The organism is Staphylococcus sp. 510, assembly GCF_057219715.1.
On sequence record NZ_JBXVVK010000005.1, the window covers coordinates 1 to 24348 of the forward strand.

Consider the following 24348-nt stretch of genomic DNA (forward strand, 5'->3'; position numbering starts at 1 on the left):
ATTTCATTGAATCAAAAGGAGTGTATTCTTATAAATAACTCTCAATTAACTTCACGTACTTGATTACTTAATTACAACTATACGCTTATTTTGAGAAAAGTAAAGCCTTTTTAGTAAATTCTTTTAAATTTATTTTATTTTCAAAAATTGTGAACTGCTATTTGTATTAAAATCAGCTTTAAATTAATCTAATACTTAGAATTTATAAATGTGATTTATTTTATATGCAAAATAGTTTCTAAGTAAGATTTCTTCTAATACAAAGAGAGGATTTGATTACTTTGCATTGAACATTTCGTTTAATATATTAATACCTTGGTCATATACTGATTCCATTTCATATACATATGGGTGAATATCATCCATATTTACATTTTCACTAATTAAGCATTCCCTAGCTAATAAATAAAACGTTCTCATAGGAGCAATAAATTCAATATTTAAATTAATATAATCATCATGAATATGACAATAAAAACTGAGATTGACTAATAAATGATCCACCTCATTCAATAAAATCATTTTTTCATCATTGACATTGCACGACGAATTTTTAAGTAAGATTTCATATAGATTCGTAAGTTTCATATAAAGACTTGTCATATTTCCTTTTAAAAAGCGGAACTCTTTATTTTTATCCATTAGATTTCCACCTACTCATTTATTGTCATGTTTTTATAATTCTGAGCAAAGATTTTTAATATCTATGCTTCTTCGTATTGTTTAAAATATGCTTCATCTAAATGATTGAGATGGATATTCTCTATTTGCAATGTGACATGTCTTAATCCATATTTATCTTTAAGTAATTTAGAAACTTTATTTATTGTTTCATAAGGAGACTTAATATATTCATCACTAAGTACAACATGCGCACTTAAAGAACTATGATTGGTTGTAATGCTCCATAAATGGAATTCATGAACATCAATGACACCTTCTACTGATCTCATATCTTCAATAATGATATCTGTGTTGAAACCGTCAGGCACACGTTCCATTAATACTTTCCATGCATTTTTAATAATTTTAAATCCACCATTAAATATAATTAATGAAATAATAATACTAATAATCGGGTCAATCATATTCCATCCCGTTAAATAAATGAGTACTACTGCTACAATGACACCTACAGAGTTTAATAAATCACCAAAAAAGTGCCATAATGCGCTTTGTATATTAATATTATCTTCTTTTCTTAAAGACGCTACTAAAATCAATGTCAAAACAACATTAACGACTAACCCTAAAATAGCTATGACAACCATAAGACCACTTTCTACAGGTCTTGGATGAATAATTCTCATAATCCCTTCATACATAATACCTAGTGAAATTACTATAAGAGCCAAACCATTTAAAAAGGCCACTATAATTTCTAATCTCATAAAACCGTAAGTATAATTCTTAGTAGGTGCTTTACTTGCAAAATATATTGCTACCATGGAAAGTGCTAAAGCAAGCACATCACTCAACATATGAAATGAATCTGATAACAATGCAAGCGAATTAGATACGATCCCTCCTACAAATTCTACTATTGTAAAAAAGAGCGTGATAATTAAAGATAACCATAATGTTGTCTTAGAACTATTTTGAAATTTACGATGTTCAACATGATGAAAATATTTTGTTTGATTATTCATAGATAGTCTCCTTTGTTAGAAACACATCAATCATATACAGTTTCTTAAGTTATATTTTTAATCTTTATTATTTCCCTTCTTATTTTGGCTAAAGATGTTGAGTATGATAAACACAAATACTGGGAAGAAGATAATGAAAAAGGTCATATCAATTCTCCTTTTGTTAGAATGCAACTCATTAAAATTATTTATTTCATTCTTTCAACTTTATAGTACCAATTGTTCTATATCAATTCAAAATTACACGAATAACTTTATAGTTTCTATTTATATATCAGATAAAATTGTCTTATATAACAAATTAGTATCTATACAATCTATTGTCATTTTAAAATTGATAAAAAGTATTTTAAGTTATCAATCATTATAACTAAAAGTGATTACTAAAAACCCTGTCATAACAGTATTATTAATATATATGTAAATAACAAATAAAGGAGATATGTTTAATGAAAGAAAACTATAATGAAGAACAGCAAAGAAAACAATGGGAACAATTCCAAGAGTTTCAAAGACAACAGGAAAAGCAAAAGTATGCAAAACCTAAATCTAAGAAACCATGGATTTGGGTTGGTGTAGGTTGTCTCGTTTTCTTTATTTTAATTATTATTGGCATTGTTGCATTAACCTTTGGTATGAATGGTGGATTCAAACATCATGCTACCGGTACAAAAAATTATAAAATCGGTGATACCATTAAAAACGGTGATTTAGAAGTTAAAGTTAAATCAATTGAAAATACTAAAGCTGTTGGACCTTCAATTGCACCTACTAATGCGAAAGATACATTTGTTGTCGCAGATGTTTCAATTAAGAATAAGGGAGACAAAGCATTAACAATCGATAGTCAAATGTTTAAATTAAAATCTGGAGATAAATCATTTGAAGCAGATGCCACTGGTTCAGTATCTGCTAACCAAAGTGATGACGGAAGTATCACTAATTCATTTTTCTTAGAACAAATTAATCCTGACAGTACTGCTGAAGGAAAAGTTGTCTTCGATGTTTCTGAAAAAGTTGCTAATACTAAAGATAAAAAACTAGAAATCACATCTAGCTTATTCAGTGCTAAAAGTATAACTGTAGATCTGTCTGATGCTAAAACATCTACAAAAGATAACAAAGATGATGATACTAATAACAACGAAAGTGATTCATCTGCCACATCAGGTTCAGCGGATGACACTTCATCAAGTAATACCGGTAATTCAACTTCATCATCTGCATCACCTTCATCAAACACTGGCAGTCATCAAGACGCTAGTAGTAGTTCGTCCAAAGCAACACCATCTAAAGAAGATTCATCATCTTCAGCACCGAAAGAAAGTGAACCTCAAGAGTCAAAATCAGCTATACCAAATAGTGAAAACACACCAAAATCATCTAATGACGTTACATCAAATAGCGCGCCTTCAAGTGCACCTAGTGACAGTAGTTCAGAGTCAGAATAAAATATTAACATCGTGATCACATTAAAAGATAAATACGTACCAAATCAATGCCACTCATTTTCGGAGTGGCATTTTTATATTTTGAAATATTGCCCTGATATGATATCACTTTAAATTTGATATCGCTATACGTTAGAATGACACCACAATGTTATTAACACATTGTAGCCAAATAATATAAATGAAGGATATTGAGACATGAAGAAACCCTTTTTTATTTTATTATCAAGTTGTTTAATTTTAGGCGCTTGTGGCAACCAAGATTCTGAACAAAAAGATGAACATAAAAAAACTGAACATAAAAAATCAAATGACTCAAAAAAAGACAAAGAAAACTCTAAAAATAAGCGATCTAATGACCCTAAGAAAGATAATATCAAAGATTACGACGAAGAAAAGAAAGATTCAAAAAAAGATAAGGATAAAAAGAAAGATAAAACTAAAAAGCAATCTTCATCTCAAAGCAAGCCTAAGCAAAATAAACAGACACCTACTCAAAATAACGGGCAAAATGCACAACAAGGAAGTCAATCCCAACAGTCTAATGGTCAAAATCAACAACAATCACAATCGCAGCAACCACAACAATCTAATGGCCAAAATCAACAACAATCGCAATCTCAACAACCGCAACAATCCACTGGACAGAATACACAACAATCACAATCTAGTGGTCAGAACACAATGCCCGCTTCAAATTAACTATAGTTAAAACATAGTAATCCGAACTAACTATATAATATTGAAACTATGATTCAAATCCCGCTTTCCTAACATGTTAGGAGCAGGATTTTTAATTTTTCTAAAATATAAATAATAGTATAAAAATAACCCACAATTCTAAGCATTGCAGGTTGAGTCGTACACTCTAATTCTATTTTTTATCAATAAATCTTTAATCCTTTAATGATTTTAAACCGCTTTTTATATCTCTGAATAAATCGCTAGATCCTAACAAATTAGAAACCGTTATCATGATAAAAGCTATTATTTTACCTATCAAATCCATATATATGACCTCCATAGGCTTTTAATTATATTTACCACGAAATAATAGTAATGTAACATAAAACAATCCTATTCTAATTTAAAACGAAATTACATAACATTATGCAATATTAAATAAGGTGTCCTTTCATTTTCAAAGGACACCTTATTTTTTACTTTTTACCAAAGCTTCGAATATTTCTTATTACTTTACTTACCCGACGCCACCACAAATTATGTCTTTCTTTCACCTTACTTAAAGTAATCATATCTTCCTCTAAGATAACAAAATCAAGATTTGCATTTTCTTTCATATGAACAGGATTGGTACTTCTTGGAAGTGGTAAAACACCAATTTGCAAGTCATATCGAATAGATAATTGTGGTACAGATACACCATATTTATCAGCAACGCGTTTAACAACCGGATCGTTTATCAGTTTGCCTGTGGCATTAGGTGAATAAGCCATAATCAAAATATCATGCTTTTCACAGTATTCCATAATATCCCTAGGTGTAAGTCCAATATGTACTTCAACTTGATTAACTGCAGGTTTAATCTTCCCGTTCTTCAGAATATTTTCTAAGTCTGCTATTTCAAAGTTAGAAACACCAATAGAACGAATCTTACCTTCTTCTACCGCTTCTTCCATTGCTTTCCATACTGCAAGATTTTCATCAAAATATGGCTTAGGACTACCTACAAGAAGTTCTCTCCAAGGTTTCGGCGAATGAATTAATACTTGATCAATTACTCCAATATCCAATCTTTCAATAGAATTCTCAATACAAGCTTTAGCGCCTTCATAGGTTTTTACCTCTGGCGGAATCTTTGTAGTGACAAAAATATCTTCTCTTGGAATACTAGATTCACGAATTGCCTTACCTACACCTTCTTCATTTTCATAATGAATAGCAGTATCAATATGACGATAGCCTATTTCAAGTGCCTCTTTCACTGCTAATATCACATTTTCATTAGAAATTTGCCATGTTCCAAAAGCAATTTTTGGCACTTCTAATTGGTTGTTTAGTGTATATTTTTCTTGTAATACCATAAATATCTTCCTCCTTGATTTGTCTCGTTTCATTTCTGTATTTTCTTTGTATTAATGCTATATTTCAATGTCGCATTGATAGAGAGAAAGAATCTGTCACTAATTTTTCAACTAAATGGTATTCTTCATTTCACCAAACAACTGATTTATAACTACTGTATCCCACCTATTAAATAACGTAGTGCCTCCATTGCCTCTTCTTTATCCATCTGATTTTTGCGAATAAAACTCCTGTCCAAAATCATATGAATGGTGTTGGCATAATGTTCTGACATCTGATCATATGATAATTGATACTTTTTAGAAGGTGGACAAGTTACTAGAATAGTATAAATCTGTTGCCTAATATATTTTCTTAACGATTCAGCAAATCGGCCATCATTAGTATTATGTGTCATAATTTTTTCAATATTATCTCTGTATCCATTTAAATAGTCGTAACAACGCTCAAATAGTATATAAGGTCTTTTTTCTGGCGTAAGTGAATCATAATTGTCAACGACCATATCACTAGCTATTCTTTGCCAACAATAATTTAAAAGATCATTAATATCATCAAAATAATTATAAAAGGTTGCTCTTGGATAGTTGGCTTTCTCACACAACTCATTAATAGTAATTTTCTCCAATGGTTTAGTTTTCAATGTCCAAAAGAGTATTTTAGCAAATTCTTTTAATGTTCGTTCTGCAAACTTAGTCATCTTTTTATTTGTATCGTATTTCATTTATTCAAGTACTTTCCTTTTTATAATCGTCTGATATCTATTTGTATGATACCGTCTACCATATAGTAATACAAGCACCATATTGTTGAATTCGTCTATCCTTTTGCAGATTTTAAAATATGTCTATCTATGTGTTTTCATAAAATTTTTCTACAAAACAATAAAAAAGCTACCATTGAAGGTAACTTTTCAATAATAATATAAGTTCTATTTTAAATATGATAAATATATTGCTATTACCACTAATACTAATGCAATTGCACCATGTCCAAACATATTAATTTTAATTTGCGTTTTATTCAAACTCTGTCCCCTATTCATACGCTTATAATTTAATTGATATAAAAATGTCCAAAACGTTGCATATATTAATATAAATAATAATCCTAAAATTATTGCCACATATATACTAATAATAATCATCCTTCATATTATGATGTGATATTACATTCAATAAACAATATAAGAGCTCACCTATTTTGCTTGGCGTTAATAATAATAGACGCTATTCCTAAACAAAATAAATAGAAAACCATCAAATAAATAGCCATATTATCCGTCTTGATATAAAATTTAAACAGAATAAATGATAATAGCGCGACTATGATATGAAATAAACAGTAATAAAAGATTTTTTCCAAAATAATGAATCTTTTATAAAATCCCCCTCTTATACATAGTATTAATCTTCAGATGAATCACCCATTAATTGATATATAACATATACCACAACCACAATAATCGTAAGCAAGTCAAACGAATGTATAAATGCATCGCCAAATGAATGATCTAACCAAAAGAAACGAATTAAGAATAACAAAATTGATTGAAATAAAATAGCAAAGAAAATATTAATTATGGATTTAGCTAATATAAAATTATAAACAATATATATCATTCCTAATATGGTAACAGTCCACATTAATATATGAGGTAGCATCTAATCATCCTTTAATAAGCGTTATAACAAAGTCATAATAATGAATTATTTAGCTCAATGCTCTACGAATTCAATTATTTTTATTAAATTGAGCATTAATATAAATTAATAAAATACCAATCAACATAAAAATCAAATGTCCTATTCCACTAAAAATTTTAGATTGGTTCAGATTTAATAAATGAAAAATAATTGGTTGCAATATGATTAATAATAATAGGTACAAACCTAATTTAATTGAAGTAAAATACTTTGCCATATTAGCACCTTCTTTTATTAAAACATTAACAAACTTTAGTTATTTCGTCATTAAAGTGATGAAGTCAAATTATTGAATGATGCTTTTAATATTTCATAATTACTAATATAAATGATCCCTTTTTAACACTTATGTATTAGAATTGGACACTTAAGAAATCCACAACAACTCTGTATGAATTACTCTAAACTGAAAATATAGTCCAATTGCAAGATAAAACTATATATTTAGGAGTGAATAATCGTGTTCGAAAATAAAGATGATATTACATTACTATATCAAGCTATTTCAGAACTAGCTGAAATCATAGGTCATCATCCCTACAACACAAAATCAATTAGCCTTTTATGTTTGGATTTAGGTATAACACTCGAAGAATATCAAAAAGTACTGATAGCATTCTTAAAATTAGCACATAGTAAAAATACAGAAGAAATGGAAATAAATGATTTTAAAAAGATATTAATTCAGTATATTGAAAAATATGATGACCTTACAGATTCTCAAACATTACGATTTATTGAAGGCTATGCACGTAACTATATTCCCGAACTACTGCCATACGCTGAGAAACTTTATCATGAAATACGCGTATAACTAAATGAAGTTGATTGGTGCAATACACTATTTGTGAATCAAATCAAAAAAGCCCACAACCACATGGGTTGCAGGCTATATAATGGAGACGGCGGGATTTGAACCCGCGTCCAGAGGTCCTGATACATATCTTTCTACGTGTGTAGTTTATCATTAAGTTTCGCATAATGAGAGGTGATAAACAACCAACATTATGCTAGTTTGATTGGTTTTCATCTAAACAGATTTCAAACGGCAGTGTTTAGCATATCCTACTTAGGTTGAATCGCGTTAACAGCACATAGGAGATGCTGTTAGGCGATGCAGAGTGCTATTACGCAGCTACTGCGAAATTATTGTTTGATTTGCCAGTTATTATAAACTGAGTGTGTTAGTGACGGAGACAACCCTCCGACACGCTTAATAAGCTCTGGGGACCCCTGTCGAATCCATAAACGTCCCCGTAATAAAATGTACTTTGTAGAAATCGAACATATCATTAATATCATTGTCACTCAAACTTGATAAACAATGTCTAAGTCACCTAACATATAATATTCTTACTTGACCGCTTTTCTAACAAAGCACTTATTAATATATCAAATGTAGCCCGTGTAAGCAATAGTATTGCTTAATAACGGGCTTTTACTGCGCGATCCATATCACGTTTGACTGCTTTTTCTTTTAAAGCTTGTCGTTTGTCATATTTTTTCTTACCGCGAGCAATACCTAATAATACTTTGCATTGACCATGCTTTAAGTACAATTTTAGCGGAATAATAGAATATCCAATTTCTCGTGTGCGGTCACCTAATTTAAAAATTTCTCTTTTATGAAGGAGCAATTTACGTGATCGTAATGGATCATGGTTAAATCGGTTACCTTCTTCATATGGTGCTATATGCATATTATTTAAATAGATTTCACCGCGTTTTACTTGGGCATAGCTATCTTTAAGATTGGCACTACCTCTACGTATAGATTTAATTTCTGTACCTTGTAACACAATCCCCGCTTCAATCGTATCTTCTATATTATAATCATGTCTTGCTTTACGGTTTTCAGCTAATGTGCCTGGTGATTTTTTCTTAGCCATTCTGTCTCACCTCTTTGCTGCTTATTTTTTCTTTTTACGTGATTTTTTCTTAACGCTTTTATCTTTATAGAATGGTTTATGCTTCGTGTTGCCTTTTTTATCTTGTTGGCGTGCATTTTTACCTTTACGTTGTTTACGCTTATTTTTGCCATTTCCTTTATCATCAGATTTTGATTTATCTAATGATTTACCACGTGTTTTTGCTTGAATGGTCTTACCACGTGCTGGTCGTTGGCTTCTATCATTCTTAGGTAATGGCATTCCGACGATTTGGAAGTCAATCATGCGTTCGTCCACATCGACATGTGTCACTTTGACTTTGACAGCATCACCGATACGGAAAACTTTGGCTTGGCGTTCACCAATTAATGCCATTTGACGTTCATCAAATTGATAATAATCATCAGTCATATTTGAAATATGAACCATACCTTCAATGGTATTTGGTAATTCAATGAACATACCAAAATTAGCTACAGAACTAATGATACCTTCGAATTCGTCACCAATGTGTTGAATCATATATTCAGCTTTCTTCAACTCATCTGTATCACGTTCTGCTTCAATCGCACGACGTTCCCGTTGAGATGTGTGTTCAGCAAGTTCTGGTAGTTTATCTTCCCATTTATGTTGTTCCTTTTTATCCATTGAATGTTCAATAAGGTATTTACGAATTAAACGGTGCACCGTTAAATCTGGGTAACGACGTATAGGTGATGTGAAATGTGTGTAATATTCTGCAGATAGACCAAAGTGACCTAAGTTCACATCATCATAATGCGCTTGTTGCATTGAACGTAACATCATGGTTGAGATAACCATTTGTTCTGGTCGTCCTTCAACTTCTTCTTGAATATTTTGAAGCGTTGTCGGATGAATATCTTCACCTGTCCCTTTAATCATAATGCCAAAGTTCGTAATAAAGTCAAAGAACTGTCTCAAGCGTTCTGATTTAGGTTGTTCGTGGACACGATAGATAAATGGTACTTCTAGTTTATTAAAGTGTTCAGCTACGGTTTCATTAGCCGCTAACATGAATGACTCAATTAAACGTTCACCTTCACCACGTTCACGCACTTGTACATCTGTTGGGATACCATCTTCATTAACAAGCACTTTCGCTTCGTTAATGTCGAAATCAATTTCACCACGACGTTTTCTCATATTTACTAAACGGTTAGATAAATCTTGTGCCAAGTCAAGCATTGGTGTGACTTCACTATATTGACGACGCACATCTGGATTTTGTTCAGTAATAATTTGGTTAACCGCATCATAAGTCATTCTGTAGTTAGAATGGATGACACTATCAAAAATGTCATGGTTCACTACTTCACCACGTGCATTGATTTCCATACGACAGCTTAACGTTAAACGATCAACTTCAGGATTTAATGAGCAAATACCGTTACTTAATCTATGTGGAATCATTGGAATAACTCTGTCTACTAAGTACACACTTGTAGCTCTGTCATAAGCTTCTTTATCTAAAGCTGAATCTTCAGTTACATAATAACTTACATCTGCAATACTTACCGTTAATTCCGTATTACCATTTTTTAATTTTTTAACGCTAATGGCGTCATCTAAGTCTTTAGCATCTGCGCCATCAATTGTAATGGTTAATTCGTCTCTTAAATCATGACGTCCTTCGATTTCAGAAGGCTCAATTTCATCAGGAACATCTTCAGCTTCTTTAAGTACATTATCTGGGAATTCTATTTCAATACCATGTTGATAAATGATAGATAAAATATCTACACCAGGATCGTTTTTATGGCCTAGTATAGCTGAAATGTGGCCTTCCGGGTTATCTGTTCCATCAGCATATTTAGTGATTTGCACTAATACTTTATGCCCATCTACTGCACCTAAGCTTTGACCCTTAGGAATAAAGATATCCTGCATAATACGTTTATCATCTGGAATGACAAACCCGAAATGTTTCGCTTCACTATAAGTACCTACTACTTGAGTGACAGAATGTTTTTCGATGGATTTGACTTCACCTTCTGTCTTGCCTTTAAAGTCGCCTCTACCTTTGTGAACTTCTACGATGACGGTATCTCCATCTAAGGCTCTATTGATTTTTGTGGGCGGGATGAAAATGTCATCTACACCCTCTTCTTCTGATCTTAAGAACGCAAATCCCTTTTTATTCTGACTTAACGTTCCTCTTACTAATTTCGAGTTAGACTTACCAGATTGCTTTCGTTGATATCTATCTGTCTTCGTACGTTCAATTAAACCAGTTTGTTCTAGTTCAACAAGCACCTTTATTAAATCTCTGAATGAGTCGGCACTATTTAAACCTAACGCATCTTGAAAATCTGATACTGACATGGGTTCGTAGTCAGGTTGTTTAATCATTTCTTCGATGGATTGTTTTAAATTCATTATGCCCCTCCTTTCTAATTATCTTGTTTATTTTTATTCTGACCAATCTAATGATTCTAAAAATGCGTATATATCCTCAAAGACTTGTTCTTTTTCTTTATCGATTGTAATTACATGTCCTGAGTTCGCATACCATTTAATATCTTTATCATCAGAATCTACAGTTTCATATATATAATTTGCTGATTGAGGATCAATCATTTTGTCTTGTTCTGCTTGTACAACTAATATTGGGTCCATCACTTCATCTACTTGATCTTTAACGCCTTTCATTGTAGCACTTAATTCTTCAAGTGTTTCAGTTGGATGGAAATGTTCCATTTCTTGATCAATGGTCGCTTGATCTTTACCCTCATATTTCTTGAAATTTCTAGCATATTCTAAAAATCCGTCGTATATTGTGCTCGATGACTTATCATCCATAGGAGCGCACATAGTTATAATACCCTTAACATCTCTGTTTAAGCTTAATTTTAAAGCAAAAACGCCACCTAATGATAATCCCGCAACTGCGATTTCATCATATCCTTGATCAACTAAATATTGATAGCCATCTAAGACATCTTTAAACCATACGTATGGACTTGATTTTAATATCTCTTCAGGTGGTGCAGCATGGCCCTCATATTGTGGCGCATAAGATGTATAGCCCTTTTTCTGTAAGAAACGGCCTAATTGTCTTACATCCGAAGAATTACCTGTAAATCCATGTAATAACAATACTGCACGCTTGCCCTCTTCGAAAAAGAAAGGCTTAGGTAGTTTAATTTGCATGATGTTCATCCCTCTTCCAAAAGTATTCATAAACCATTTTTATATCAAACGACTTCCCTTTATTACTCAATATCTCTATCATTCATTTTCTCTTTATTATAAATAAAAAAGCCCGACATGAACATCGTCGGACCTTATAAACCAAGATAACTTATGCCAATCATAAGTAAAAAGAATATTACAGATAAAATTATTGTTAATCTATGCAAGAATAAATCGACGCCACGTTGTTTTTGTTTACCAAATAACTGTTCTGCGCCGCCACTGATAGCACCTGAAAGTCCATTACTTTTTCCTTCTTGGAGTAATACAACAGTCACTAATGCAATACAATCTATAATTAATAATACGACGAAAAATGTATGCATAAAAATTGTCCTCCATTCATTATATACGAATCGAATTATAACACATATTCGTATTGTTTATCAATCTTCTATCGATTGAACGTACTTTTACGCTTAATTGATACGACTAACATATATGCTGCTAAAATAAGTGAACCAATCACTACAATTAAAATAGGTAATATGGCGATCACACTTTTAACATCTAGTATCGCTTGTACAACCATGTATAAATTGACGAGTGTAAAGAAAGCATTCGAAATATATACTGCAAACATAAACCACCATAAATAAGGATGGCGATTCCAATATGCAATGACACCTGATAAATATGCTAATAAATACATGACACCGTCAAATCTGAAACTATTTAATACTTGATTCACTGAATTAGTCGTTGTCTTTTGACCTGCTAGTGATAACAATGTTTTAACTGTTGTAGCATCTAACACGATAAAATTATGAATGATTAACAATATGAAAAATATAAGTGAACTGATAGCTATTACATTACCTGTAACGACTTCTCTTTTTGTTGTTTCAGCCATTATCGTTCTCCTTTTACAATTGAATACTTACATTATTATACCAGTTTGTATATATAAGTTAAATCATACTTATTGATGCACTTATAAATGATCAACTACAATGACATATTAAAAACCCGTTACAGCCTCAACTCTGTAACGGGTTATGTTTCTAGGATGCACATCCTAGACTTTTAGCGTGAACTCAATAATTTAAATGTTAAAACAAAACTTATTTATCTAAATTGTAGAATGATTTAATACCATCAAATTTAGCAGTTTCGTATAATTCATCTTCAATACGTAATAATTGATTGTATTTAGCGATACGGTCAGTTCTTGATAATGAACCAGTTTTGATTTGACCAGCGTTTGTAGCAACAGCGATATCAGAAATTGTTGTATCTTCTGTTTCACCTGAACGGTGAGAAACTACTGCTGTGTAACCAGCTTTTTGAGCCATTTCGATCGCATCGAATGTTTCAGTTAAAGTACCGATTTGGTTAACTTTGATTAAGATTGAGTTACCAATACCTTGTTCTATACCTTTAGATAAGATTTCAGTGTTAGTTACGAATAAATCGTCGCCAACTAATTGTACTTTATCACCGATACGTTCTGTAAGTTGTTTCCAACCTTCCCAGTCGTTTTCGTCCATACCATCTTCAATAGTGATGATTGGGTATTTGTTGATTAATTGTTCTAAGTAGTCAACTTGTTCAGCTGCACTACGTTTAGCACCATGTTCACCTTCGAATTTAGTGTAATCATAAACACCATTTTCGTAGAATTCTGATGAAGCACAGTCAAATCCTAAGAATACTTCTTCACCTGGTTTGTAACCAGCTGCTTCGATAGCTTGGATAATTGTTTCTACAGCATCTTCTGTACCTTCAAATTTAGGAGCGAAACCACCTTCGTCACCTACTGCAGTTTCTAATCCACGTTTACTTAAAATTGATTTTAAGTTATGGAAGATTTCAGCGCCCCAACGTAATGATTCTTTGAATGATTCAGCACCTACTGGTAAAATCATGAACTCTTGGAATGCGATTGGTGCATCTGAGTGAGAACCACCGTTAACGATGTTCATCATTGGAACTGGTAATTGTTTACCGTTAAATCCACCTAAGTATTTGTATAAAGGTTGACCTAATAAGTCAGCTGCTGCTCTAGCTACGGCGATTGATACACCTAAAATAGCGTTAGCACCTAATTTACCTTTATTTGAAGTACCGTCTAATTGAATCATCATTTTGTCGATAGATACTTGATCTAATACTGAGAATTCACCTTCAACGATTTCTGGTGCGATGATTTCATTTACGTTTTCAACAGCTTTAGTAACACCTTTACCTAAGTAACGTGATTTGTCACCGTCACGTAATTCTACTGCTTCGTGTTCACCTGTAGAAGCACCTGATGGTACTAATGCACGGCCGAATGCGCCACTTTCAGTTAATACTTCTACCTCAACTGTTGGGTTACCACGTGAGTCTAAGACTTCGCGAGCGTAAACATCTGTAATAATTGGCATGTTTAATTTCTCCTTTAAATATATGATTTAAAGCTATTATAGCTTTATTTATTTAATTAATAAAATGATAATACATGTTGTTAACGAAAAGTTAACAAACAAGGGAACTTAATCCCTTATTTGAAACATATTTTCTATAAATTAATGATTAATTAAAGATTCGCCTGTCATATCTTCAGGTTGTTGAACATTTAATAAATCTAATAATGTTGGAGCTAAGTCGCCTAAACGACCAGTTTCTCTTAAAGTTACGCCTTCTTTTGTAACAATAACTGGAACTGGGTTAGTTGTATGTGTAGTCATTGGTTGGTCATCATCTGTTAAGACTTGGTCAGAGTTACCATGGTCTGCAGTGATGATCGCATGACCACCCATGTCGATAATTTTATCTACAACTTCACCTAAACATTCATCAACAGCTTCGATAGCTTTGATTGTTGGCTCTAACATACCACTGTGACCTACCATGTCTGGATTAGCAAAGTTTAACAAGATTAAATCTAAGTCGCCTTTGTCTAATTCTTCTAATAAGGCATCTTTTACTTCGTATGCACTCATTTCTGGTTTTAAGTCGTAAGTTGCAACTTTAGGTGAATCGATTAAACGTCTACGTTCACCTTCAAATTCAGCATTACGACCACCACTCATGAAGTAAGTAACATGAGGGAATTTTTCTGTCTCAGCAATACGTAATTGTGTAAGATTATTATCTTGAGCAACTTCACCAATTGTATTTTTAAGATCTACTTTTTCAAATACAACTTCAGCATCAACGTCATCGTTGTATTTTGTAAATGTAGCGTAGAATAAGTCGTTAACTCGTTCTACTTTGAAACCTTCAAATGCTTTATTAGTGAATACTTCTGATAATTGTGCAGCTCTGTCTGGACGGAAGTTATAGAAAATAACTGCATCTCCGTCATTAACGCCATCATTTTGTCCTTCAACGATAAATGGTTCAACAAACTCATCTGTTAAATCTTTAGCATAGTTCGCTTCTACACCTTCTTTAGCAGTAGCGAATGTAGGACCTTCAAAATTACGAATTGCGTTGTAAGCTTTTTCTTCACGATCCCAACGTTTATCACGGTCCATTGCATAATAACGTCCAGATACTGAAGCGAATTGGCCTACACCTAATTCTTTGAATTTAGCTTCTGTTTCTTCGATATATTTAATTGCAGATTTTTGATCAACGTCACGTCCATCTAAAAATGCATGTACATATACTTTCTCAACACCTTGCTTTTTAGCTAATTCTAAAATCGCAAATAAGTGTTTATAATGACTGTGAACACCGCCATCTGATAGTAAACCGAATACATGTAATGCTGAATTGTTGTCTTTCACATGTTTTACTGCGTTATTTAACACATCATTTTCGAAGAAATCTCCGTCTTCGATTGATTTGTTAATACGAGTTAAACTTTGATAAACAATACGTCCAGCACCAATATTCATGTGTCCTACTTCAGAGTTACCCATTTGGCCTTCAGGAAGACCAACATCTAATCCACTTGCCTCTATTTGAGTAGTTGGATATTTATTGTAGTAACGATCAAAATTAGGTTTGTTTGCTAATTTTACAGCGTTACCGTGTTCACTTTCACGATTTGCAAAACCATCTAAAATGATTAAGGCAGTTGGTTTTTTTGCCATAATTATTTTGCACCTTCTAACAATTGTTCAAAATCTTCTACTTTTAATGAAGCGCCGCCTACTAATGCGCCGTCGATATCTGATTGAGCCATATATTCTTTGATGTTGTTAGGTTTAACACTACCACCATATTGAATACGAGTTGCATCAGCTACATCTTGGCTTGATAAGTCTGCAATTGTTTTACGAACATGTGCACACATTTCATTAGCATCTTCAGATGTAGATGATTTACCAGTACCGATAGCCCAGATTGGTTCATATGCAATCACAACTTGTTTAAGTTGCTCATTTGATAAACCTTCAACAGCTTTCTTAACTTGGTTACCTACAACTTCATTAGCTTTTCCACTTTCACGTTCTTCATCTGATTCACCAACACAAATGATTGGTGTCATGCCGTGATTGAAGATAGCGTGCGCTTTTTTATTAACTTCTTCGTCTGTTTCGTGGAATAAGTCACGACGTTCAGAGTGTCCGATGACAACATATTTCACGCCTAAATCAGCTAATGCTACTGGAGAAGTTTCTCCTGTGAAAGCGCCATTATCTTCAAAATATGCATTTTGAGCACCGATTTGTAAGCCTTTAGCTTTACCATCTTTAACTGCTGTGATTAATGCATCTAATTGAATTGTTGGTGCACAAATTACTGATTCAACTTCTTTAGGATCAGGTAATGTTGATAATTCATTAACGAAATCTTTAGCTTCTTGAACTGTTTTGTTCATTTTCCAGTTACCTGCGATAATTGGTGTTCTCATTCAATACACTCCTTAATATTTTAATGTTTATTGGTATACTATATATCTTTCAACATTCGTTTTCCCGAATATACCTGAGAAAAACACAACATTTTATAGATATTATTTATTGTTGATTGCTTTAATACCAGGTAATTCTTTACCTTCTAGGTATTCTAATGATGCACCGCCACCAGTAGAAATGTGAGTGAAGTTATCTTCGAATCCTAGTGAGATTGCTGCTGCTGCAGAATCACCACCACCGATAATTGTCACGGCATCTTTTAAGTTAGCGATTGACTCACATACACCGATAGTACCTTGAGCAAAGTTACTAAATTCGAATACACCCATAGGTCCATTCCATACTACTGTATGCGCACCTTGTAATTCTTTGTTAAATAATTCAACAGTTTTAGGACCAACATCCATTGCTTCTTGGTCTTTAGGAATATCATCAATTGATACTTCAGTGATTTCTGCATCATTTGAGAATTCTTTTGCTACTTTAGCATCAACAGGTAATACAATTTGGTCTCCATTGCTTTCTAATAATTCTTTAGCAAAGTCAATTTTGTCTTCTTCTAATAAAGATAATCCAATTTCTTTACCTTGTGCTTTAAGGAATGTATAAGCCATTCCTCCACCGATAAGGATTTTATCAGCAATGTTTAATAAGTTTTTGATTACGCCGATTTTATCAGAAACTTTAGCACCACCAAGGATGGCTACCACTGGTTTGTGTGGATCGTTTACTACGCCACCAATGAATTTAATTTCTTTTTCCATTAAGAAACCAGCTGCAGTTTCTAAATGAGTAGAAATACCTACGTTAGAGGCATGTTCACGGTGAGCAGTACCGAATGCATCGTTTACAAATACGTCACCTAATGAAGCCCAATATTTACCTAATTCTGGGTCATTTTTAGATTCTTTCTTACCATCTAAATCTTCAAAACGTGTATTTTGTACTAATAATACATCGCCAGCTTTAAGATCTTTGATTGCAGATTCTAATTTTTCACCACGAGTTTCAGGTACAAATACTACGTCTTTATCTAACTTTTTAGATAAGTCATCTGCAACAGGTTTTAATGTTAATGATTCTTTGTCGCTTTCTTCTTTTACTTTACCTAAGTGAGAGAATAAGACAACTTTACCACCTTGTTCGATGATATATTTGATTGTTGGTAATGCTTGAACAATACGGTTGTCATTTGTGATTTCACCGTCTTTTAAAGGTACGTTGAAGTCCGCACGAACTAATACCGTTTTGTCTTTAAGTTCTAAATCAGAAACTATTTTTTTAGCCATTTTCATTTCCTCCTTTAATTAGGAAAATATATATTAAAAAATAAGCGGAGAAGCGTTTGTGCTCCCCGCTTACTCATAAGCTTTATTATAAAATTTAACAGTTAAGAGCACTAGTTAAATTAACTATGCTTTAATTATTTAGATAACTCAGCTAATTTGTTTAAAGTACGTACTAATTGAGCAGTGTATGACATTTCATTGTCGTACCAAGCAGCAACTTTAACTAATTGACGACCACCAACAGCCATTACACGAGTTTGAGTTGCATCGAATAATGAACCGTAAGTCATACCAACTACGTCAGAAGATACGATTTCGTCTTCAGTGTAACCGAATGATTCGTCAGAAGCTTGTTTCATTGCTTCGTTAACTTGTTCAACTGTTACGTCTTTTTCTAATACTACTGTTAATTCAGTTAATGAACCAGTTGCAACTGGAACACGTTGTGCACCACCGTCTAATTTTCCGTCGATTTCAGGAATTACTTTACCGATTGCTTTAGCAGCACCAGTTGAGTTAGGGATGATGTTTTCTGCTGCAGCACGAGCACGACGTTTGTCGCCTTTTCTGTGTGGAGCATCTTGAGTATTTTGGTCACCAGTGTATGCGTGGATAGTTGTCATTAAACCTTCAACTAAACCGAACTCATCACTTAACACTTTAGCTACTGGAGCTAATGAGTTAGTAGTACATGATGCACCTGATACTACTGTTTCAGAACCATCTAATTCATCGTGGTTAGTGTTGTAAACGATTGTTTTTAAGTCACCAGTTGCTGGAGCTGAGATTAATACTTTTTTAGCACCTGCATCAACGTGAGCTTGTGCTTTATCTTTGTCAGTATAGAAACCAGTACATTCTAATACTACGTCGATATCTAAGTCTTTCCAAGGTAATTTGCTTGCATCTGGTTCATCGAATGATTTAACTTCTTTACCGTTAACGCGGAATCCACCGTCGATAACTTCTACTTCACCAGTGAAGCGACCTTGCATAGTGTCATATTTTAATAAGTGTGCTAACATATCGTCATCAGTTAAGTCGTTTACTGCAACTACTTCTAAACCTTCTACGTCTTGAATTCTTCTAAATGCTAAACGACCAATTCTACCAAAACCATTAATTGCTACTTTTACTGCCATTATAATGGCCTCCTTTAATAATGATATTTAAAAAGCTTTGAACTTTTTATTCCTAATTTAATATTACTTTCGCCGCAGCTTCATCAGTGATTAACACTGTATTGTCAGGGGCAATTGATAAGTAAGCTTTAATTGCTTCACCTTTAGATTGACCGCCTGCTACTGCATAGATAAAGTCTTTGGACTCAAGATCTTCTAATTGTAATCCGATTGTCTTTACTTTGTGGACGATATGACCTTGAGCATCAAAGTAATAACCAAATGCTTCACCCACGGCTTGGTGATGTTGAAGCTTATCAATCACATCTTTATGTGACTGTCGTCGATGCGCCATCTTCAGCGCATCACCAATACCATGTATCGTTACATTTGCTTGTTTAATTTTATCCAATGTATGACTGACTGAAGGTTCTAACATTAATGTATTATATGTAGACTCACTTACGTTATCAGGTACATATAATGTTGTGTAATAACCACCTGCTTGTTGTGCCATACTTGATGCAATTGTATTGGCTTGATATACCATATTTTCACCAAGTCCACCACGAGCAGGTACGAAGAACACATTAAATGGTAATAAATGAATAGATTCACTTACATAAGCCATTGTTGAACCACCAGTTACTGACACAATTGCGTCTTCGTATAAACTACTTTCTAATAACTGTCCAGCCTGTCTGCCCATTTCTCTTTTAACTGATTGTTTCTCGTCTGAATCACCAGGGACAACATGAACTTCTTTTATGTTGTACTTCTCTTTAATGGCATTAGCCATTTTATGATCATCTGAATAATGATTAAAGTAATCATTTAATTGATTGATTACCTCTTTACCCTTTTCAGTGATTTCCATTCCTGTTGATTTAACTTTGATTAGTTCTTGTTTTTTTAACAAATCTGTTTCAGAACGTAGAACTCTTTCCGTCAAATCCATATGTTCACTTAAACTACGTCGTCCAACTGGCTCATTTTGAGAAATAGTAGCTAAGATTGAAAAACGACGATACATCTTTTCGACCAAATCTGGAATAAGTTGCTGTTGAATTTCGATCAAATCTTTCACTACTCTTTCCTCCTTGTATGTTTCTAAAGGATGAGTCAATATTGCTTGAATCATAGAGGATTGACGTTTGAAGTCCCACGTGGGACAAAATCTAACCTCTTTACAATTGCAATAGTACTATTATGCGAATTAAAATGCAAGTAAATCCGCTCAAAATTTTCCAAATATTGTGTAAAGCGATTTCATTTACTTTAGGTACAGTTACGTGAATTCAATCACTTATTCAAGGTATTTTAAGCTTTTTATCAACTTTTAGTTGCACACGACTCAGTTGATAAATATTGTGCTACACATTGATAATATTACCCTTTATGTTACGAGTTAACCATATCACTATAAAGCAATTATTCTTTTATAATATTGTGCTTTTCATTTATAATCCAAATAAGGACAACTCTTTTTGAAAGAAGGTTTAATTTATATTGAGTACAGACGACGAAAATAAAATAGAAGTTATCGATCCAACTGACCCGCGTTATAAAGATGATGAACATTTTCATCAAAATCGCTATGACGATAACAAGTCCAGTAACCAAATTTATACATATGGATGTACACACACGGGGTGTGGATGTTCTATTGGTTGCTCTACATTGATGCTCATTTCCCTTATTATCACAATGTTTATTTATTGGTTATTTTAATGCACATTACTGTAATAATTTTTTTAATATAAAAATGCCGATAAGGTCAGTACATTAACTTGCGAATCGCAATTGTACGAAATACCTTATCGGCCTTTTAATACTTATTCATCAGATTTATTGTTAGATGAACTATTTTGACTTTGTGAACTTTGTCTATTATTTGATTGTTGTGATGCACTGCGTTGTGTATTATTGTTTGAGTTATTCTGCGTTGATTGTTGTGCACTTGGCTTTTCTTGGGTACTTGGTTTTTGTTGTGTGCTTGGTTTCTCTTGAGTACTTGGCTTTTGTTGTGTGCTTGGTTTTTCTTGAGTACTTGGCTTTTCTTGGGTACTTGGCTTTTCTTGGGTACTTGGTTTTTCTTGCGTGCTTGGTTTCTCTTGCTTGCTTGGTTTTTCTTTAGTTGGTGCTTCCTTAGTTTTATTATCTACTTTTGGTTTTTGTTGTGTCTTAGGCTGTTGTGATTTTGGTTGTTGAGTAGAAGGTTGTTGCTGTGTTGTTGGTTGTTGTCTTGTCTGTTGTTGTGATGGTTTTTGTTGTGTATTTTGCTTTTCATCAGACTTTTTGTCAGATGATTTTTCTTTTTTCTCTTTGTCGTCTTTGTCTTTTTTATCTTTTTGTTCTTGCTTCGTCTCATTATTTAATCGTTCATTAGCTTTCTTTGAATGATCTACAAATGAAAATATAGCAAATGTTAAGCCACTCAGTAGCAATAATACGATAATGATACTAATTATTTTCGCGATGCAACTCATACCTTTTTTACCTTGATTGTCGTACTCATTAAAATCTTGCTTTGACATATTCTCCCTCACTTTAAACATGGAATATCATATATAATAAATAAATTTATATCTTAAGTTGTCGTTATGTTTTATTCATCAAAAATTTATATTTAGGATTTCAATAGGATTAGCAAATTACTATTTACATAATCTTATCTCATTTATGATAACATCATAATGAAGAAGAAACATCTATTTTAAACTTTTTTAATATAAATTTAATAGGAACGGTTTGTGATAATAATGAAAAAATTGTTTGAAGAACATTTAGAGACTAATACCAATGATGACCACAAAATTACAATAAAAAAGATGTTGATAACTAATGATCAACATCAAAATAAATCACCCATTTTAAGCAATAGCTGCTATTATGCCTTCATTTTATTGGCACTGTTCACTTTCATTTGGTTTTTTCATTAAAATTAAAGTTTATTAATTAAATGATTATTTCTATTATAAATATGCACACAATTTTTTATTAAGTTTATTTCTGTAAAAAGATGTAAAAATCATTTAGAATAATAATAAAGAGAGAAAAAAGACCCATACGTTGCTCGCATGGGCCCACTACTAAAGGGAGTCAAAATTTACCTTCGCTAGTATATTATGGGGTATACTCATACTTATTAAGAGATGTTTAATTAATTTCCGAAGGTACAAATCAATTATAACTTAACAAAAAAGTTTTTAAATACGAATCTAAAAAAGTATTTGACATATTGTTGGCTAAAAATTGGATAAATTTTGAATAATAATAATCACTACTAACTATTAACTAAGTTAGAATTTTTTATTGAGGTGAGATAATGAAACAATATTTAATAACTGGTGGAACTGGCATGGTAGGTTCTCATTTAGTGAGTGAAATTAAGAAATCAAATGCTCATATTACTATTTTGACTCGACATGATGAACAATCAAACGATGCTCGGGTTTCATATGTGAATTGGTCTAAAGATGGTTGGGAAAGTAAAGTGCCTGATATCGATATCGTTATCAATCTAGCTGGTGCAACACTCAACCAACGTTGGACAAAAGACTATAAACAAACATTAATGTTAAGCAGAATTCAATCTACACAGGCCCTTTTTGAATTATTTAAAAAAAGAGAAAAGAAGCCAGAAGTATTATTTAATGCTAGTGCTATGGGATATTACCCTCCTAATTATCACCATAGTTATACAGAACTTTTTAAAACATTACCGTTTGACTTTTTATCAGATATTGTTTATCAATGGGAAAGATTTGCTAAGCAATTCGAAGCACTAGGAACAAGAGTCGTTTTAGGTCGCTTTGGAATGATCTTATCTAATGATGGTGGCGCTTTACAAACTATGAAATTACCTTATCAATTTTATGTTGGTGGTAAATTAGGATCTGGTTTCCAGTGGTATTCATGGATTCACATTGATGATTTAACACGTGCAATATTATTTACAATCGGTAATGACAAAGCCAAAGGACCTTTTAACTTAACTGCACCAATACCTGAACGTCAAAATTTATTCGGTTATACGTTAGCTCGTGCAATGCATAAGCCACATGAAACATGGGTTCCAAGCTTTGCGATGAGACTAGTACTTGGTGAAATGTCTACCGTTATTTTAGATACGCAAAAGGTATTACCAAATAAACTCGAAGCACTAGGATTTAATTTCATGTATAATAATCTTAAAAATGCACTAGATGATTTAATCAGAAATTAAATTAAGAGGTACAACAACAATGGAAAACAATCAAAATGACAAACTCACATACATTTTAATGATCATAGCAGGCTTAATCTGTATTTTGAACGGTGTCTTAGTATTTGATCAAACAGTAATTATGATATTACTCTCCATCCTATTTATTATTGTAGGACTCATAATGTCGTTTATTTCAATTAATGGATTGAGACATAAGTTAAAATAGTTAACGCCATACAAATCTATATAAGTAAAAAAGAAGTCAGGACCTTAAATGATTGTCCTGACTTCTTTTTATTGAACTTCGATTAATATGTCTAATTAAATAGAAATATTATTGTTTACCTTCTGGTTCCATAACTTCATCAACTAAGCCGTATGCTTTAGCTTCTTCAGCTGTTAAGAAATTGTCACGATCAGTATCTTGTTGAATTTTTTCTATAGATTGACCTGTTCTTTCAGCTAAAATACGATTTAATTTTTCACGAGTTTTTAAGATATGGTTGGCAGCAATCTCGATTTCAGTTGCTTGACCTTGTGCACCACCTAATGGTTGGTGAATCATTACTTCAGCGTTTGGTAAAGCATAACGTTTACCTTTTGCACCTGCTGCTAATAAGAATGAACCCATTGACGCAGCCATACCAATACAAATTGTTTGAACATCTGGTTTGATATGTTGAATTGTATCATAGATAGCAAAGCCAGCAGTCACGCTTCCCCCTGGTGAATTGATATATAAGTAAATATCTTTTTCAGAGTCTTGTGCTTGCAAGAATAATAATTGAGATACAATTGAGTTAGCAACATTATCATCAATTTGTGAACCTAACATAATAATACGGTCTTTTAATAAACGTGAATAAATGTCATACGCACGTTCACCACGATTTGTTGTTTCGATAACTGTAGGAATTAAATTCATCTATATTTCCTCCTTGTAATAACTGTTACTTCATATTTTAACTTAAAAGTCAA

25 protein-coding genes, 1 other RNA gene and 1 pseudogene are annotated in these 24348 nt (G+C 32.7%); 6 read left to right on the forward strand and 21 right to left on the reverse strand.

Annotated features, from left to right (window positions below; genetic code table 11):
- Positions 1–276: 276 nt before the first annotated feature.
- Entirely contained in the window at positions 277–642 is a 366-nt protein-coding gene (locus tag AC2D8K_RS04715; protein WP_002450877.1) for a hypothetical protein, read from the reverse strand.
- 62 nt (positions 643–704) lie between these two features.
- Positions 705–1649 (reverse strand): cation diffusion facilitator family transporter, encoded by a 945-nt coding sequence (locus AC2D8K_RS04720; RefSeq protein ID WP_002450878.1) that lies wholly within the window; start codon positions 1647–1649, stop codon positions 705–707.
- A gap of 449 nt (positions 1650–2098) precedes the next feature.
- Here AC2D8K_RS04720 and AC2D8K_RS04725 point away from each other — a divergent pair, with 449 nt between their 5' ends.
- Positions 2099–3100 carry a DUF4352 domain-containing protein gene (locus AC2D8K_RS04725; protein ID WP_002450880.1) on the forward strand — a complete coding sequence of 334 codons (1002 nt, stop codon included), beginning with the start codon at positions 2099–2101 and terminating at the stop codon, positions 3098–3100.
- Positions 3101–3298: 198 nt separating this feature from the next.
- Entirely contained in the window at positions 3299–3802 is a 504-nt protein-coding gene (locus AC2D8K_RS04730) for a hypothetical protein (protein WP_002450881.1), read from the forward strand.
- Positions 3803–4260: 458 nt separating this feature from the next.
- Here the strand turns inward: AC2D8K_RS04730 and AC2D8K_RS04735 are convergent, their stop codons facing one another.
- The 5 genes and pseudogenes from AC2D8K_RS04735 to AC2D8K_RS04755 all read right to left on the reverse strand — a co-directional run bounded on the left by AC2D8K_RS04735 (position 4261) and on the right by AC2D8K_RS04755 (position 7069).
- Positions 4261–5145, reverse strand: coding sequence for an aldo/keto reductase family protein (locus tag AC2D8K_RS04735; protein WP_002450883.1), 885 nt, complete (start codon positions 5143–5145; stop codon positions 4261–4263).
- Positions 5146–5297: 152 nt separating this feature from the next.
- Positions 5298–5870 carry a TetR/AcrR family transcriptional regulator gene (locus tag AC2D8K_RS04740; RefSeq protein WP_484698125.1) on the reverse strand — a complete coding sequence of 191 codons (573 nt, stop codon included), beginning with the start codon at positions 5868–5870 and terminating at the stop codon, positions 5298–5300.
- Between the two features lie 470 nt (positions 5871–6340).
- Positions 6341–6528, reverse strand: a pseudogene (locus AC2D8K_RS04745) (hypothetical protein).
- Between the two features lie 24 nt (positions 6529–6552).
- The gene (locus AC2D8K_RS04750; protein ID WP_002450886.1) at positions 6553–6810 is read right to left on the reverse strand and encodes a hypothetical protein; all 258 of its coding nucleotides are present in this window, start codon (positions 6808–6810) and stop codon (positions 6553–6555) included.
- 70 nt (positions 6811–6880) lie between these two features.
- Positions 6881–7069: a hypothetical protein gene (locus AC2D8K_RS04755; protein WP_484698127.1), complete on the reverse strand. Its 189-nt coding sequence runs from the start codon at positions 7067–7069 to the stop codon at positions 6881–6883.
- Between the two features lie 243 nt (positions 7070–7312).
- Here AC2D8K_RS04755 and AC2D8K_RS04760 point away from each other — a divergent pair, with 243 nt between their 5' ends.
- On the forward strand, positions 7313–7666 hold the full coding sequence (locus AC2D8K_RS04760) for a hypothetical protein (protein ID WP_002450888.1): 354 nt from the start codon (positions 7313–7315) through the stop codon (positions 7664–7666).
- Positions 7667–7746: 80 nt separating this feature from the next.
- Here the strand turns inward: AC2D8K_RS04760 and ssrA are convergent.
- The 12 genes from ssrA to AC2D8K_RS04820 all read right to left on the reverse strand — a co-directional run bounded on the left by ssrA (position 7747) and on the right by AC2D8K_RS04820 (position 20247).
- Positions 7747–8108: a transfer-messenger RNA gene (gene ssrA, locus AC2D8K_RS04765) on the reverse strand.
- A gap of 168 nt (positions 8109–8276) precedes the next feature.
- On the reverse strand, positions 8277–8741 hold the full coding sequence (gene smpB, locus AC2D8K_RS04770) for an SsrA-binding protein SmpB (protein ID WP_002450889.1): 465 nt from the start codon (positions 8739–8741) through the stop codon (positions 8277–8279).
- 21 nt (positions 8742–8762) lie between these two features.
- Positions 8763–11138 (reverse strand): ribonuclease R, encoded by a 2376-nt coding sequence (rnr, locus tag AC2D8K_RS04775; protein WP_002450890.1) that lies wholly within the window; start codon positions 11136–11138, stop codon positions 8763–8765.
- 33 nt (positions 11139–11171) lie between these two features.
- Positions 11172–11912: an alpha/beta hydrolase gene (locus AC2D8K_RS04780; protein ID WP_002450891.1), complete on the reverse strand. Its 741-nt coding sequence runs from the start codon at positions 11910–11912 to the stop codon at positions 11172–11174.
- A 134-nt stretch (positions 11913–12046) separates the two neighbouring features.
- The gene (gene secG / locus AC2D8K_RS04785) at positions 12047–12280 is read right to left on the reverse strand and encodes a preprotein translocase subunit SecG (protein ID WP_002450892.1); all 234 of its coding nucleotides are present in this window, start codon (positions 12278–12280) and stop codon (positions 12047–12049) included.
- 68 nt (positions 12281–12348) lie between these two features.
- Positions 12349–12807 (reverse strand): hypothetical protein, encoded by a 459-nt coding sequence (locus AC2D8K_RS04790; RefSeq protein ID WP_002450893.1) that lies wholly within the window; start codon positions 12805–12807, stop codon positions 12349–12351.
- 211 nt (positions 12808–13018) lie between these two features.
- A complete protein-coding gene (eno, locus tag AC2D8K_RS04795) occupies positions 13019–14323 on the reverse strand; it encodes a surface-displayed alpha-enolase (RefSeq protein ID WP_002450894.1) in 1305 nt (434 codons plus the stop codon).
- Between the two features lie 141 nt (positions 14324–14464).
- Positions 14465–15982, reverse strand: coding sequence for a 2,3-bisphosphoglycerate-independent phosphoglycerate mutase (gene gpmI / locus AC2D8K_RS04800; RefSeq protein ID WP_002450895.1), 1518 nt, complete (start codon positions 15980–15982; stop codon positions 14465–14467).
- A gap of 2 nt (positions 15983–15984) precedes the next feature.
- Entirely contained in the window at positions 15985–16746 is a 762-nt protein-coding gene (tpiA, locus tag AC2D8K_RS04805; protein WP_002450896.1) for a triose-phosphate isomerase, read from the reverse strand.
- Between the two features lie 102 nt (positions 16747–16848).
- Positions 16849–18039 (reverse strand): phosphoglycerate kinase, encoded by a 1191-nt coding sequence (locus tag AC2D8K_RS04810; protein WP_002450897.1) that lies wholly within the window; start codon positions 18037–18039, stop codon positions 16849–16851.
- A 134-nt stretch (positions 18040–18173) separates the two neighbouring features.
- Positions 18174–19181: a type I glyceraldehyde-3-phosphate dehydrogenase gene (gene gap / locus AC2D8K_RS04815; protein WP_002450898.1), complete on the reverse strand. Its 1008-nt coding sequence runs from the start codon at positions 19179–19181 to the stop codon at positions 18174–18176.
- Between the two features lie 52 nt (positions 19182–19233).
- Entirely contained in the window at positions 19234–20247 is a 1014-nt protein-coding gene (locus AC2D8K_RS04820) for a sugar-binding transcriptional regulator (RefSeq protein WP_002450899.1), read from the reverse strand.
- 422 nt (positions 20248–20669) lie between these two features.
- Between AC2D8K_RS04820 and AC2D8K_RS04825 the strand changes: the two genes are divergently transcribed.
- On the forward strand, positions 20670–20891 hold the full coding sequence (locus AC2D8K_RS04825; protein WP_002450900.1) for a hypothetical protein: 222 nt from the start codon (positions 20670–20672) through the stop codon (positions 20889–20891).
- 104 nt (positions 20892–20995) lie between these two features.
- Here AC2D8K_RS04825 and AC2D8K_RS04830 read toward each other — a convergent pair whose 3' ends face one another.
- Complete coding sequence (locus AC2D8K_RS04830) at positions 20996–21697, reverse strand: DUF4887 domain-containing protein (RefSeq protein WP_484698132.1); 702 nt, start codon at positions 21695–21697, stop codon at positions 20996–20998.
- Positions 21698–22488: 791 nt separating this feature from the next.
- On the opposite strand from AC2D8K_RS04830, the gene AC2D8K_RS04835 reads away from it, so the two are divergent.
- The gene (locus tag AC2D8K_RS04835; RefSeq protein ID WP_002450902.1) at positions 22489–23388 is read left to right on the forward strand and encodes a TIGR01777 family oxidoreductase; all 900 of its coding nucleotides are present in this window, start codon (positions 22489–22491) and stop codon (positions 23386–23388) included.
- 19 nt (positions 23389–23407) lie between these two features.
- Positions 23408–23596 (forward strand): hypothetical protein, encoded by a 189-nt coding sequence (locus AC2D8K_RS04840; RefSeq protein ID WP_002450903.1) that lies wholly within the window; start codon positions 23408–23410, stop codon positions 23594–23596.
- A 108-nt stretch (positions 23597–23704) separates the two neighbouring features.
- Here AC2D8K_RS04840 and clpP read toward each other — a convergent pair whose 3' ends face one another.
- The gene (gene clpP, locus AC2D8K_RS04845; protein ID WP_002450904.1) at positions 23705–24295 is read right to left on the reverse strand and encodes an ATP-dependent Clp endopeptidase proteolytic subunit ClpP; all 591 of its coding nucleotides are present in this window, start codon (positions 24293–24295) and stop codon (positions 23705–23707) included.
- Between the last annotated feature and the right edge of the window lie 53 nt (positions 24296–24348).

What these genes read in the sequence shown, in the direction of transcription:
- AC2D8K_RS04740 (WP_484698125.1), bottom strand. Translation starts at nt 5,870, where the DNA reads ATGAAATACGATACAAATAAAAAGATGACTAAGTTTGCAGAACGAACA.
- clpP (WP_002450904.1), bottom strand. Translation starts at nt 24,295, where the DNA reads ATGAATTTAATTCCTACAGTTATCGAAACAACAAATCGTGGTGAACGT.
- AC2D8K_RS04735 (WP_002450883.1), bottom strand. Translation starts at nt 5,145, where the DNA reads ATGGTATTACAAGAAAAATATACACTAAACAACCAATTAGAAGTGCCA.
- eno (WP_002450894.1), bottom strand. Translation starts at nt 14,323, where the DNA reads ATGCCAATTATTACAGATGTTTACGCTCGCGAAGTCTTAGACTCACGT.
- AC2D8K_RS04725 (WP_002450880.1), top strand. Translation starts at nt 2,099, where the DNA reads ATGAAAGAAAACTATAATGAAGAACAGCAAAGAAAACAATGGGAACAA.
- smpB (WP_002450889.1), bottom strand. Translation starts at nt 8,741, where the DNA reads ATGGCTAAGAAAAAATCACCAGGCACATTAGCTGAAAACCGTAAAGCA.
- gap (WP_002450898.1), bottom strand. Translation starts at nt 19,181, where the DNA reads ATGGCAGTAAAAGTAGCAATTAATGGTTTTGGTAGAATTGGTCGTTTA.
- AC2D8K_RS04755 (WP_484698127.1), bottom strand. Translation starts at nt 7,069, where the DNA reads ATGGCAAAGTATTTTACTTCAATTAAATTAGGTTTGTACCTATTATTA.
- AC2D8K_RS04810 (WP_002450897.1), bottom strand. Translation starts at nt 18,039, where the DNA reads ATGGCTAAAAAAATAGTTTCTGATTTAGAACTTAAAGACAAAACGGTA.
- AC2D8K_RS04835 (WP_002450902.1), top strand. Translation starts at nt 22,489, where the DNA reads ATGAAACAATATTTAATAACTGGTGGAACTGGCATGGTAGGTTCTCAT.
- AC2D8K_RS04780 (WP_002450891.1), bottom strand. Translation starts at nt 11,912, where the DNA reads ATGCAAATTAAACTACCTAAGCCTTTCTTTTTCGAAGAGGGCAAGCGT.
- AC2D8K_RS04715 (WP_002450877.1), bottom strand. Translation starts at nt 642, where the DNA reads ATGGATAAAAATAAAGAGTTCCGCTTTTTAAAAGGAAATATGACAAGT.
- AC2D8K_RS04840 (WP_002450903.1), top strand. Translation starts at nt 23,408, where the DNA reads ATGGAAAACAATCAAAATGACAAACTCACATACATTTTAATGATCATA.
- AC2D8K_RS04830 (WP_484698132.1), bottom strand. Translation starts at nt 21,697, where the DNA reads ATGTCAAAGCAAGATTTTAATGAGTACGACAATCAAGGTAAAAAAGGT.
- gpmI (WP_002450895.1), bottom strand. Translation starts at nt 15,982, where the DNA reads ATGGCAAAAAAACCAACTGCCTTAATCATTTTAGATGGTTTTGCAAAT.
- secG (WP_002450892.1), bottom strand. Translation starts at nt 12,280, where the DNA reads ATGCATACATTTTTCGTCGTATTATTAATTATAGATTGTATTGCATTA.
- tpiA (WP_002450896.1), bottom strand. Translation starts at nt 16,746, where the DNA reads ATGAGAACACCAATTATCGCAGGTAACTGGAAAATGAACAAAACAGTT.
- rnr (WP_002450890.1), bottom strand. Translation starts at nt 11,138, where the DNA reads ATGAATTTAAAACAATCCATCGAAGAAATGATTAAACAACCTGACTAC.
- AC2D8K_RS04790 (WP_002450893.1), bottom strand. Translation starts at nt 12,807, where the DNA reads ATGGCTGAAACAACAAAAAGAGAAGTCGTTACAGGTAATGTAATAGCT.
- AC2D8K_RS04750 (WP_002450886.1), bottom strand. Translation starts at nt 6,810, where the DNA reads ATGCTACCTCATATATTAATGTGGACTGTTACCATATTAGGAATGATA.
- AC2D8K_RS04730 (WP_002450881.1), top strand. Translation starts at nt 3,299, where the DNA reads ATGAAGAAACCCTTTTTTATTTTATTATCAAGTTGTTTAATTTTAGGC.
- AC2D8K_RS04720 (WP_002450878.1), bottom strand. Translation starts at nt 1,649, where the DNA reads ATGAATAATCAAACAAAATATTTTCATCATGTTGAACATCGTAAATTT.